Below are 11,799 nucleotides of genomic sequence, written 5' to 3'. Positions count from 1 at the left end.
GTCCGGACGCCGCCGCCACGGACGGGTCACACCGCCTGCTCCGAACGGGACGGCCGACGCTCATGACGGGCACGACGGCCGCATCACGGGCGCTTCGCCCTTCCCGCTGACCACAGGTACGGACCTGAGCCTAGCGGGAAGCCCGGAGCCGGGCGACGGTTCCGGTCGGCCGGTCCGCGGTCAGCGCACCCGGATGAACGTCACGTCGTATCCGCTGTTCGTGCTGCGGGACTTGACGTAGACGCCGTCCGACCCGCCGTTGGGGTTACCGGTGTTGCCTTCGACCGTGGTGAAGCCGGAGCCGCCGCTCACCGTGCGCACGATGCCTATGTGCGCCTGTCCCCCGTTGTAGTTGTTGCCCCCGTTCCAGTCGAAGGCCACGATGTCGCCCGGCTGCGGGTTCGTCGTCACGGAGAGGTGGTAGTTGCCGGCCCGCGCCTGCTTGACCCAGCCCACGACGTACGAGTTGCGGTAGGAACTGGCCCCGGTCTGCTTGGCCACCCAGCTCACGAAGGCCGCGCACCAGGCGTAGTTGCGGGTGGACAGCGACAGGCCCACGGACGATCCGTAGCTGTTCGCCCGGGCGCTGCCCTCGACCGTGCCGACCTCGGCCGCGGCCACGTCGAGGAGCTTGCCGTACCCGCCGCCGGGCGGGGTCGAGGGGGGCGGGGTGACGGCGCCGTACAGGGCGGCCTTGGTGTTCGGGCCCACCTGCCCGTCGACCGACAGCCCCTTCTCGGCCTGGAAGTCCCGCACCGCGCTGTCGGTCAGCGGCCCGAACTCGCCGTCGACGGCGAGATCCGCGCCGTGGTGGTTGAGCAGGCTCTGCAACTCGGTGACACAGCCGCTGCGCTGGCCCTTCACGATGTTCGCGGGGCACGAGCCGGAGTTCAGGTTGATCGGGGCCGGTGCGCCGCTGCCGCCGCCCGAGCTGATGTTCGCGTACAGGGCGGCCTTGGTGTTCGGACCCACTTGCCCGTCCACGCTCAGTCCCGCCGAGGACTGGAACGACCTCACGGCGGCCAGGGTCAGGGGGCCGAACTCGCCGTCCACGTCCAGGTGCTGCCCCTTGCCGTTCAGGAGGGCCTGGAGCGTCGCGACACAGCCGCCGCTCTGGCCCTCCACGATGTTCGCGGGGCAGGAGGCCGAGCGCAGGTCCAGCGCGGTGGAGACGGACTCGTCGGTGTCGTAGAGCTCCCGCTTGGTGTTCGGGCCGACCTGGCCGTCGACCGACAGGCCGTGCGCGGACTGGAAGCTGCGGACCGCGCCGTACGTCGCCGGGCCGAAATCGCCGTCCACGTCGATCGAGTGGCCGAAGTGGCGGAGCAGTCGCTGCAGTTCCGTGACGCAGCCGCCCTTGTCGCCCTGGACGACGTTCGCCGGACACGACGAGGAGGTGAGGTTGACCGGCGCCGGGGCCGAGCCGCCGGTCGCGTACAGCTTGGCCTTGGTCTGGGGGCCGACCAGCCCGTCCACGGCGATCGCGGTGGAGGACTGGTACTCGCGCACCGCGTAGCGGGTGTTCGGCCCGAAGACGCCGTCCACCGCCAGACCCGCGCCGTGGGCGTTGAGCAGGTTCTGCAACTCCGTGACACAGCCGCTCGTCTGGCCCTGCTGGATCACACCGGGACAGGAGGAGGACGTCAGCCTGATCGCCGCGGGCGCCGCCGAGGCGGGACCGGCGCCGATCAGGGTGCCGGCCGAGAGGAGCGCCGTCGTCGCGGCGAACACCCCGGTCCTGGCTCTCCAACCCGGTCTCGCGCTTGTGGCGCCTCGATGCCCGGTGGGCGTTCTGTCGTCGTGCACGCGAAATGAACTCGTCTTCATGACCGCGAAACGTCTCCTTCGCTGGATATGCGGATTACCGTCGGAGATCGTCCGAGCCGAAACCGCACACTGCCGTGATGTGTCGTTCGTGGAAGGTGTCGCCCGCCCGGCAGACGTTTACCTCGGGCCCGCGTCCGGTAATGGGAGAATTCGGCATTTCGGCCAGGTCGGCACGGTTGTGGGCCAACATTCCTACATGGCAACGGAGTTGAGGTTTTCGAAAGTCATGATCGGGCTGCTATTCCGGCCATGACGGTGACAGTTCAAGCCCTTGCGCACAATGCCGGACCGCACAACTGGCTTGATTCGATCGATCAGGGCGGCCGGAAAAAACGTACGCGTGGCGTCCTCCGCGCACTTGGCCCATTTCGGCGTTCTGTCTCTTCGAGGCGTCTCCGGCCTCTTTTCGTACGGAAGTCTCCACCGTGAGCCGGTGCGGCGGGAGTTCATCGGGCAGCGGAGAACTCGCTCGCCGTCCACGCGGAAGCGGCCGTGCGATCGGGCTGCCGCACGGATCACGCGATGCGGCCTCGGCCGGCGGGGTCGATCTCGGAGAGATCGACCGCGGGGCGGCCGAACATCACTGCCGGCGCCTGACGCTGCCGGCCCGTCAGAGGGGTGGCGAACACCACCAGATCGGCGCCCGTCACGCCCACCGGCGCGACCCGGCACGCGGCAGACCCCGCTCCTCCACGACGAGCGGGGCGCCGGTCATGCCCCCGGAATCCGTGCATGCCTCAGAGACCAGAGGTCGCACCGCACAAGGGACACGGATACGGGCGGAGGTCAGCTCGCCCTGGCGGCGGTCGCCACGGTGGCCTGGGAGCGTTCGTGTTCCATCCGGGCCGTCTCCAGGAGGTTCAGCCAGGAAGTGACCGTCGGCCGGCGGCGCAGCAGCGCGCGGCGCTCACGCTCGGTCATGCCTCCCCAGACACCGTGCTCGATGCGCTGGTCCAGCGCGTAGGCGAGGCACTCGGTGAGCACGGGGCAGCCGACGCACAGCATTTTGGCCCGGTTCTGTGCCGCGCCCTCGACGAACAGGTCGTCAGGATCGGCCTTGCGGCACAGTCCTCGATCACTCCAGTCGGTGCTCGTCATCTCGTGATGCCGTCCTCTCCCCTGGCCCCCGTATGCGAGTTGCCCGCCTGCCCTGGGCAACAGGCATATGACACTACGCCTTTCGAGGACCGCAATCCTATCTGCCGTACGGCACCACACCTTCGAGTGAGCCCAGCTTGCCTCCCGCACGCGGCGACGCTATGGAGGTGACTCGACGGTTCACCGTCCGGATCGGCGCTCCCGGACCGGGCCGACCGGCACGGTGCACACCGAGCACGGGTGGCCGGGCCCGAACGGAAGGGGTACGCCTTGATCCGCCGGGGCGGTTCACCCAGGAAGTACGTCTGATCCGCCGGGGTTGTTCATCCGCTTCGTCCGCCGGGGCGATTCGGACGGCGGACGGTTCCGGTGCCCGAGGCCGCTCACTCGGCCCCGGGGCGCGGCCCGACAGCCCGACGGCCCGCGGCCGGACCGGGCCGCGGGCCGTCAGACCTCGCTCGGGATTCCGCTCGGGACCCCGCTCAGGATTCCGCGCGCCTCGGCAGCCGCCAGTTCGGCCGGACGAAGTGGCAGGTGTAACCGTCGGGGTAGCGCTGCAGGTAGTCCTGGTGCTCCGGCTCCGCCTCCCAGAACGGGCCGGCCGGCGCGACCTCGGTCACGACCTTCCCGGGCCACAGTCCGGAGGCGTCGACGTCCGCGATGGTGTCCTCGGCGACCCGCTTCTGCTCGTCGTCGACATAGAAGATGGCGGACCGGTAGCTGAGACCGATGTCGTTGCCCTGCCGGTTCTTCGTCGAAGGGTCGTGGATCTGGAAGAAGTACTCCAGGATCGTCCGGTAGTCGGTCTTCGTGGGATCGAACGTGATCTCGATCGCCTCGGCATGCGTGCCGTGGTTGCGGTACGTCGCATCGGCCACGTCACCGCCGCTGTACCCCACCCGCGTGTCCAGGACACCCGGGAACGTCCTGATCAGTTCCTGCACGCCCCAGAAGCAGCCGCCGGCCAGCAGCGCCTTCTCCTCGTTCCGGCTCATCGCACGCACCCCTTCTCCCTAGTCCTCGTCGGACCCGTACAGGCACCGTCTCACAGGCCGCCTCCGGTCCGTCCGCCCCGTCCTCACGACGACGTGGCACCGCACTGCACAAGGCCGAAGGACCAGGTCGAAATTCCCGGCAGGACATCCGGGACGCGACGGGGACACCGAACACCTCGTAACCACCCGCGCGCGGGCGCCCGTACGAGATCGATAACGATCGCGCAAGATTCAACCGACAACGGCTTGAGAATTTGCTATCGCTACCAGGGAAAGGGCTCAATGTCCTTCGTATGTCAGCGGTAAAGCGTTAGGGAGCGGATGAACGGCACGATCAACGGCTTCAGCTACGGGCTGGTCACACCGGTGGCCGCCTACGTCATGGCCTGTGTGGGCTCGGCGTTGGGGCTGCGCTGTGTGGTGCGGACGGTGCACCACGAGCCCGGGTGGAGGCTGGGCTGGCTCGCCCTGGGGGCCAGCTCCCTGGGCTGCGGGATCTGGACGATGCACTTCATCGCCATGACCGGCTTCTCCGTGGCGGAGACGCCCATCACCTACGACCTCCCGCTGACCCTGCTCAGCCTCGCCGTGGCGATCGTGGTGGTCTCCGCGGGCGTCTTCATCGTCGGGCACCGCGGTGCCACCCGCGCGGCCCTCACCGTGGGCGGCTCCATCACCGGCCTCGGCGTCGCGACCATGCACTACCTCGGCATGTTCGCCATGCAGCTCAACGGAGAGCTCGGCTACAACGCGTTCACCGTGACCCTGTCCGTGGTCATCGCCCTCGTGGCCGCGACCGCCGCGCTGTGGGCCGCCGTCTCCGTGCAGGGCTTCCTCCGCACGCTGGGTGCCAGCCTCGTCATGGGCCTGGCCGTCACCGGCATGCACTACACGGGCATGGCCGCCGTGGACGTCCATCTCCACAACAGCATCCACTCGACCTCGGCCATCAGCGGCCAGGAGGGCTCCTCGCTCCTGCTGCCGATGCTCCTCGGCCCGGTCATCTTCCTCATCCTCGCCGCGGCCGTCGTCATGTTCGACCCGGTGCTGATGCTCGGCGACAGCGGCCGGGGCAAGCCGGCCGACGGACGCTCCAAGGTCGTCGCACATGGAAACACCATGCCGGTGCAGGTGGCGGGCATCCAGGACTCCCCTGCTCCGATGGCCCACAGCGCCCCGCAGGCCGACCACTGGTCGTCGACGGCGCAGCAGTGGCCCGCCGACGGGCGCGCCCAGTACGGCGACACGGGCGCCGGCGACTCCTACGGAACCCGGTACGAGGCGGAGTAGCCCCTCCCGCACCCGCCGACGGCCCGGCCGACGCGACCGACCTCGCGCTCGCGCCGGGCCGTCGGCGTCTCCGCACAACCCGTGCGACGCTTCCGGCCCCCTGGAACGATCTTGGGACTAGGGTGCCCGCATGGCCTCCATCGACTTACGCGGTACGACGCTCCACTACGACGACACCGGATCCCCGGACGGGCTGCCCGTCCTGCTGGTCCACGGGCACCCCTTCAACCGGACCCTGTGGGCTCCCCAGACCGAGGCGCTCGTCGCGGCCGGACACCGTGTCATCACCCCGGACCTTCGCGGCTACGGCGACAGCCCGGCGGAAGCCGGTCCCGTGTACCTCTCCGACTTCGCCGACGACCTCGTCGCGCTCCTGGACCACCTGGACATCGACCGGGCGGTGGTGGGCGGCGTCTCGATGGGCGGGCAGATCGCCATGGAGGTGCAGCGCTCCCACGCCCACCGGGTCCGCGCGCTCGTCCTGTCGGACACCTCCGCCCCGGCCGAGACGGACGAGGGCAGGGCCTTCCGCAACCGGCTGGCCGACCGTCTCCTCGCGGAGGGGATGAACGGCTACGCGGACGAGGTCATCGGCAAGATGCTCGCCGGGTACAACGTCACCGCGCTGCCCGACGTCGCCCGGAACGTCATGGGGATGATGCGCGCCACCGATCCCCGCGGTGCCGCGGCGGCCCTGCGCGGACGGGCCGAGCGCCCCGACTACCGGGACACGCTCGCCGCCGTACGGTCCCCCGTGCTGATCGTCGTGGGCGCCGACGACGTCTACACACCGGTCGCCGACGCGGAGGCCATCCGTGAACTCGTCCCGCACGCGGTCCTGACCGTCGTCGAGGGCGCCGGCCACCTCCCCGGCGCGGAACGGCCCGAACTGTTCAACGCCGCCCTCCTCGACTTCCTGTCCGCCCACGTGACGGCGACGGAGCGCCGGCCCTGAGCCCGGGAGGGCCGCTCGGTCGGGAGCCCTGACACGGGTGGGGTTCCACTGGTACCGCGGCTGGTACTACGACGGCGCCTGGACCGGGACCTCGAACCACATGGTCTTGCCGGTGGGTGTGCAGGTGCTGCCCCAGCTCTCGGCGAGCAGGTCGAGCAGCTCGGTGCCGCGGCCGCCCTCGGAGTCGGCGTCGGCCTCGCGCCGTACGGGACCGAGGGGCTCCGTGTCCTCGACCTCGCACACCAGACGGTCCTCACGCAGGGACAGGTTGAGCCGCAGCGGGCCGCGCGTATGGCGCAGGGCGTTGGTGACCAGCTCGCTGACCAGCAGCTCCGCGGTGTCGGCCAGTTCCTCCAGGTTCCACTCGCCCAGTTGCGCCGTCACCAGACGGCGGGCCCGGCGGGCGGAGGTCAGCTCCCGCGACAGGGGCCAGGAGGCTTCCCAGGGGGTGACCCGGGCACGGGGCGCGTCGAGAGGACGTACGGGCTGCAGCGCACGCGCCCAGAGGGCCCGGTTCCGGGCGAGCCACGACGTGGGTGCTGCTTCCACGGATGCCCCGTTCTGCTGATCGCGTCTCGTGGCCCCCTCGCGCCCCGATTCCTCGGGCCGGCGGTCGAGCCGGGTGAAGCGCCCCCGGCGGGATGCCGCCACGAGGTCGATGGCCCCCGGGGCCATGGGAATCAGTCCTTTCCGCACTGCTGGCGACCACACCGCCGAAGCGGCACGGACCCGTCGAGGACCGGTCCGGACATGCGTCAGGTCACGCGTTCACGTAACGACCGTCACGATAACAAATATGTATGTAGCGGTCGCTACGGTAAAAATCTTTTCCAAGAGTACATAACGGGACATATGGAATGTGTCTGGTGTCACACGACCACATCCCGGCCTTACCCCGGCCGCACCGGAACCGCTGGGAGCCCGCATGCCACGACCCTCCGACCAGGCCAAACGGCGTGATCTGACCGACCGGGTCCGTGCGTACCTGGTGCGCAACGGCCTCGCCGGGCTGTCCCTGCGCCCTCTCGCCCGGGCCCTGGGCACCAGCGACCGCATGCTCCTGTACTACTTCGGGACCAAGGAGGCCATGGTCGCCGAGGCGCTCGCCCTGGACGAGAGACGTCCCCTCCTGCTCGCCCGGGAGACGCTCGCCTCCCCGGACTCCCCGCGGGACGCGGCGGGACTCCGCCGTTTCATGGAGGAGACCTGGCGGCGGTTCGGCGCCCCCGACCTGCGCCCGGCCCTCCCCCTCTACCTCGAGATCATGATCGCCAGCCTGATCGACCCCGACCGGTACGGCCCCGTCCTGAGTGACCTGCTGACCGAGTGGACGGACCTGCTCGCCTCGGCCTTCGGGAACCTCGGCATGACGCGGGCCCGGGCCCGGGCGGAGGCCGCCCTCCTGGTCGACGCGACCTTCGGTCTGGTCGTCGCCTCCCTCACCGAGGGCGGTCAGGAGCGGGCGGACGAGGCCTTCCGCGCACTCCTCGACCGCCTCGAACCCGGCTGGCACGTCAGCTGAGGCGCGTCCGGCCCTTCGGTACGTCCGCAACGGCACCCACGCCCGGCGCTCCTCCCGCCGGGAAAGGAGCGCCCGGCATCACAGCTTCGCCCCGAAGTCCTGCGTCCACCACGGACCGCCCGACCCCTTGTGGACACCCACCCCGATGTTCTTGAACGAACAGTTGAGTATGTTCGCGCGGTGCCCCGGGCTGTTCATCCAGGACTCCATCACCGCCTGCGGGGTCTGCTGGCCCTCGGCTATGTTCTCGCCGTACGTGGACCAGCGGTAACCGGCGGCGGTGATGCGCTGGCCGGGGTCGACGCCGTCGGGGTTGGTGTGCTCGAAGAAGTCACGGGCGGCCATGTCCTCGGAGTGGGCCTGGGCCGCGTCCTCCAGCTGCGGGTCCTCCGTGAGGGGGCCGCAGCCGACGGCCGCCCGCTCCTTGTTCACCAGCGCGACCACCTGCGCCACGGTGCCCGCCGGGGCCGACTGCGCCTGGGCCAGACCGGACGCCCGCCGGGTCGGCGCGGCCGAGGAGGGGGTGGCCGACCTGCTCGGCTCGGCGGCACGGGGAGTCTTGGAGGCCTTCGCCTTCGCCTTCTTGGACGCGGAGGCCGAGGGCGAGGCGGATGCCGTGGGGGTGGCCGACGCCGAGGAGGGGACGCGGGAGGCGTCGGAGGCCGCGAGATCCTTGACGGGGGCGTCCGCGGTCCGCGAGGGAGCGGCTTCGTCGGTACGTGTCCCGGGAGCCGTGTCCAGGTACCAGAAGCCGCCGCCCGCCACGCAGGCCGCGGCCAGGGCACCGCCCAGCACCCGGCGCCGTACGCGCCGGCGGCGCCGGACCTCGCCGCGCGAGGCCGCCCTTCCACCCGGCGCCCGGTGCCCGGCGCCCGACGGGCCCGCGTCGCCGTGACCGGCGGACGCCGAGCCCGTGGCCGCCATCCCACCGGTCGCCTCGCTCAGCGCCGCGGCCAGCCCCGGCGACACGGCGACCAGCGCCAGACCGGCCAGCAGTCCCTCGGCGGGCATCAGTCCGCTCCACAGACCGGAGCAGCGGACGCAGTCGCGGGCGTGCCGGGCTATCCGCTTGCGCCACAGCGCCGAGGGCCGGCCGTCCCAGGAGGCGAGGACGGTCCGCAGTTCCTCGCAGGGCGGTCGGGCGGCGAGCGCCCGCACCACCACACGGGCCGTCTCCAGCTGCGCCTTCATCCGCTGCACCTGGACCGCCGCGTGCTGCGGCGACACTTCCAGTGCCTCGGCCACCTCGGCCCGGGTCACCTCACCGGCGCACTCCAGCCACCACAGGGAGAGCACGCCCCGGTCGTCGGGTTCGAGCCAGCGGGTCGCCAGCGCGGTCTCCCGGCGCTGGCCGGAGAGCTGGAGCCGCACCATGGTCAGGTCCACGAAGTCGGCGCCGGGGTCCGCGAGGTCCTCCGCCTCCTCCACACCGTCCGGGGCGAGCTGCCGGTCCCGCCAGTGCGCCCGGACCTGGTTCATCGCGATCGCCACGAGCCAGGAACGGAAGCTCTCCGGCGTACGCAGGCCGTCCAGGCCGTCGAGGGCGCGGAGCATGGTGTTCTGCACGACGTCGTCCACGTCGACCGAGCCGTTCAGCGCGCGCCCGACGACGTTGTAGACCAAGGGGAGATAAGCGCTCACCAGGGCGTCCTGGGCCGCCGAGTCGCCCGTCCGGGCGGCGGTCACCAGTGCCGCCGGATCCACCTCGTGCTGTCTCCTCATGAAAACTTCCCTGTCCTCGACTCCGAACGATGCTGCCGTTGCATGGGAGACCGCCCGCGGAACTTCGAATAACAGTTCTTCGGAGACTCGTTCCGGTGATGCTTCCCATACAGGGGCTCCGTTGGCAAGGAAGAGGGTCACATCGGGGTCGCCGGGCGGACGGCCCGGCCCGGCGCCCGTGTGCCCGCTGGTAAAATGGGGAGCACGCTTCGAAGTCGCCGGGGCCCGTGCCGAGTGGCACGGGCCCCGGGGCGTTCCGGGCGTCAGACCGAGGAAGGTTCCCCATGAACGCGAAGCCGCCGGCTCCTGGACTCCCCGACGCCGGCGAGGACCGGCCGGTGCCGCAGGGCGAGGTCACGGCACCGCCGTCCCGCTCGACGGGTCTGCCGCCCGCCGCGTCGTTCGACGCCCTCGGACTGCCGGCGGAACTGGTGGCCAGGATGACGGCGCTCGGGGTGACCGAGCCCTTCCCGATCCAGGCCGCGACGCTGCCGAACGCGCTGGCCGGACACGACGTCCTCGGCCGGGCGCGGACCGGTTCCGGCAAGACTCTGGCCTTCGGACTGGCCCTGCTCGTCCGGACCGCGGGCCGCCGGGCGGAGGCGAAGCGGCCGCTGGCGCTGGTCCTGGTGCCGACCCGGGAGCTCGCGCAGCAGGTGAACGACGCGCTGGAACCGTACGCGCGGACCTTGGGCGTACGGCTGGGGACGGTGGTGGGAGGGCTGTCGATCAACCGGCAGCAGGCCCTGCTCCGGACCGGCGTCGAGGTGCTCGTCGCGACGCCCGGGCGGCTGACCGACCTGGTGTCGCGCCGGGACTGCTTCCTGGACCAGGTGCGGATCACCGTGCTGGACGAGGCGGACCAGATGTGCGACCTGGGCTTCCTGCCGCAGGTCGTGGATCTCATGGAGCAGGTGCGCGCCGACGGCCAGCGGCTGCTGTTCTCGGCGACGCTCGACCGGGGCGTCGACCAGCTCGTACGGGACCACCTCCACGACCCTGTCCTCGCCTCGGTCGACCAGGTGGCGGGCTCGGTCGCCACGATGGAACACCACGTCCTGAACATCCACGGCGCCGACAAGTACGCGACGGCGACCGAGATCGCCGCCCGGGACGGCCGGGTGCTGATGTTCCTGGACACCAAGGCGGGCGTGGACCAGTTCACCCGTCATCTGCGGGCCAGCGGCATCCGTGCCTCCGCCCTGCACAGCGGGAAGTCGCAGCCGCAGCGCACGCACACGCTCGCCCAGTTCAAGAACGGTGAGATCGACGTGCTGGTGGCCACCAACGTCGCCGCCCGGGGCATCCACGTCGACGCGCTCGACCTCGTCGTCAACGTCGACCCGCCCGCCGACGCCAAGGACTACCTGCACCGCGGCGGGCGCACCGCGCGGGCCGGGGAGGCCGGGAAGGTGGTCACCCTCGTCACCGCCGGCCAGCGGCGCGAGGTGAACCGTCTGATGTCCGAGGCCGGCATCCGGCCGACCGTCACGCAGGTGCGCTCGGGCGAGGCGGCGCTCACCGCCATCACCGGGGCCAGGCGCCCGCCGACCGGGCCGAAGACCAGCACCGGCAACGCGCCCTTCCGGGGCATCGGCACACGTCCCGGGCGGCCCGCCAAGGAGTCGCGCAAGGCGGCGGACGCCCGCAAGGCCGCGGAGGCACGCGCGGCGGCCCGGGTACGCAAGGGGCGCTGACGACGCCTGGATCGACTCCCTTGCCCTGCAGGCGAGTCGGAGTCCAAGGCCGACGAGACGGTCGAGGCGCCTGTCCGGTCGGACCGTCGTACCGGAAGGCGAACGGGCCCGGGGCGTCACGCCCCGGGCCCGGCGTGAGGTGCCTCAGCTCACCGCCTGCTTGACGAGCGCGCCGATCCTGTCCTCGGCCTCCGCCGTCAGCCCGGTCAGGGCGAACGAGGTGGCCCACATCGTGCCCTCGTCCAGCTGTGCCTGATCGCTGAACCCGAGCGTCGCGTAACGCGCCTTGAACTTCTCCGCGCTCTGGAAGAAGCAGACGACCTTGCCGTCCAGCGCGTAGGCGGGCATGCCGTACCAGAGCTTCGGCGCGAGGACCGGAGCGGCGGCCGTGACGACGGCGTGGACGCGCTCGGCCATGATCCGGTCGGAGTCCCCCATCTCGGCGATCTTCGCGAGCACGTCCCGTTCCGCCTCGGCCGCCTTGTCCGCGCGCGAGCTGCGGCGGGCCTCCTTCTTCAGCTCCTTGGCGTGGTCCTTCATCGCGGCCCGTTCCTCGGCCGTGAATCCCTCGTGCTTCCCGCTCTCCGTACCGCTCATGACAGAGTTCCCCCTCGAGGTTCCGTTGTCCGCGATCCCGTGCGCGGACGGTGACAGGGCACCCGGCCGCCACCGGCACGCACCGTGCCGGTCACG

Annotated in this window: 11 protein-coding genes; 4 read left to right on the top strand and 7 right to left on the bottom strand. The window is 71.2% G+C overall.

Annotated features, from left to right (window positions below; all coding sequences use genetic code 11):
• Positions 1–180: 180 nt before the first annotated feature.
• The 4 genes from ACFW6B_RS32180 to msrA all read right to left on the bottom strand — a co-directional run bounded on the left by ACFW6B_RS32180 (position 181) and on the right by msrA (position 3,920).
• Positions 181–1,731, bottom strand: coding sequence for a peptidoglycan-binding protein (locus tag ACFW6B_RS32180; protein ID WP_386601606.1), 1,551 nt, complete (start codon positions 1,729–1,731; stop codon positions 181–183).
• A 611-nt stretch (positions 1,732–2,342) separates the two neighbouring features.
• Positions 2,343–2,483, bottom strand: a complete 141-nt coding sequence (locus ACFW6B_RS32175; protein ID WP_386601605.1) for a hypothetical protein — start codon at positions 2,481–2,483, stop codon at positions 2,343–2,345.
• Between the two features lie 130 nt (positions 2,484–2,613).
• Entirely contained in the window at positions 2,614–2,925 is a 312-nt protein-coding gene (locus ACFW6B_RS32170) for a WhiB family transcriptional regulator (protein WP_386601603.1), read from the bottom strand.
• A gap of 482 nt (positions 2,926–3,407) precedes the next feature.
• Positions 3,408–3,920 carry a peptide-methionine (S)-S-oxide reductase MsrA gene (gene msrA, locus ACFW6B_RS32165; protein ID WP_386601601.1) on the bottom strand — a complete coding sequence of 171 codons (513 nt, stop codon included), beginning with the start codon at positions 3,918–3,920 and terminating at the stop codon, positions 3,408–3,410.
• A gap of 321 nt (positions 3,921–4,241) precedes the next feature.
• Here msrA and ACFW6B_RS32160 point away from each other — a divergent pair, with 321 nt between their 5' ends.
• Together ACFW6B_RS32160 and ACFW6B_RS32155 are read left to right on the top strand one after the other, a co-directional pair.
• On the top strand, positions 4,242–5,210 hold the full coding sequence (locus ACFW6B_RS32160; RefSeq protein WP_386601599.1) for an MHYT domain-containing protein: 969 nt from the start codon (positions 4,242–4,244) through the stop codon (positions 5,208–5,210).
• 130 nt (positions 5,211–5,340) lie between these two features.
• Positions 5,341–6,165, top strand: a complete 825-nt coding sequence (locus tag ACFW6B_RS32155) for an alpha/beta fold hydrolase (protein WP_386601597.1) — start codon at positions 5,341–5,343, stop codon at positions 6,163–6,165.
• A 66-nt stretch (positions 6,166–6,231) separates the two neighbouring features.
• Here the strand turns inward: ACFW6B_RS32155 and ACFW6B_RS32150 are convergent, their stop codons facing one another.
• Positions 6,232–6,840, bottom strand: a complete 609-nt coding sequence (locus ACFW6B_RS32150) for an ATP-binding protein (protein WP_386601595.1) — start codon at positions 6,838–6,840, stop codon at positions 6,232–6,234.
• Between the two features lie 250 nt (positions 6,841–7,090).
• On the opposite strand from ACFW6B_RS32150, the gene ACFW6B_RS32145 reads away from it, so the two are divergent.
• Positions 7,091–7,687, top strand: coding sequence for a TetR/AcrR family transcriptional regulator (locus ACFW6B_RS32145; protein WP_386601593.1), 597 nt, complete (start codon positions 7,091–7,093; stop codon positions 7,685–7,687).
• Between the two features lie 78 nt (positions 7,688–7,765).
• Here the strand turns inward: ACFW6B_RS32145 and ACFW6B_RS32140 are convergent, their stop codons facing one another.
• Complete coding sequence (locus tag ACFW6B_RS32140) at positions 7,766–9,409, bottom strand: sigma-70 family RNA polymerase sigma factor (RefSeq protein WP_386601591.1); 1,644 nt, start codon at positions 9,407–9,409, stop codon at positions 7,766–7,768.
• Between the two features lie 284 nt (positions 9,410–9,693).
• Here ACFW6B_RS32140 and ACFW6B_RS32135 point away from each other — a divergent pair, with 284 nt between their 5' ends.
• Entirely contained in the window at positions 9,694–11,106 is a 1,413-nt protein-coding gene (locus ACFW6B_RS32135; protein ID WP_386601589.1) for a DEAD/DEAH box helicase, read from the top strand.
• A 144-nt stretch (positions 11,107–11,250) separates the two neighbouring features.
• Here the strand turns inward: ACFW6B_RS32135 and ACFW6B_RS32130 are convergent, their stop codons facing one another.
• Positions 11,251–11,703, bottom strand: a complete 453-nt coding sequence (locus tag ACFW6B_RS32130) for an iron chaperone (protein ID WP_386601587.1) — start codon at positions 11,701–11,703, stop codon at positions 11,251–11,253.
• Positions 11,704–11,799 lie beyond the last annotated feature (96 nt).

Origin of the sequence: Streptomyces sp. NPDC058751, from assembly GCF_042746485.1 — a bacterium.
Classification (GTDB): domain Bacteria; phylum Actinomycetota; class Actinomycetes; order Streptomycetales; family Streptomycetaceae; genus Streptomyces.
Note: the sequence above shows the minus strand (reverse complement) of the source record. Positions and strands in the feature narration are given on the sequence as shown.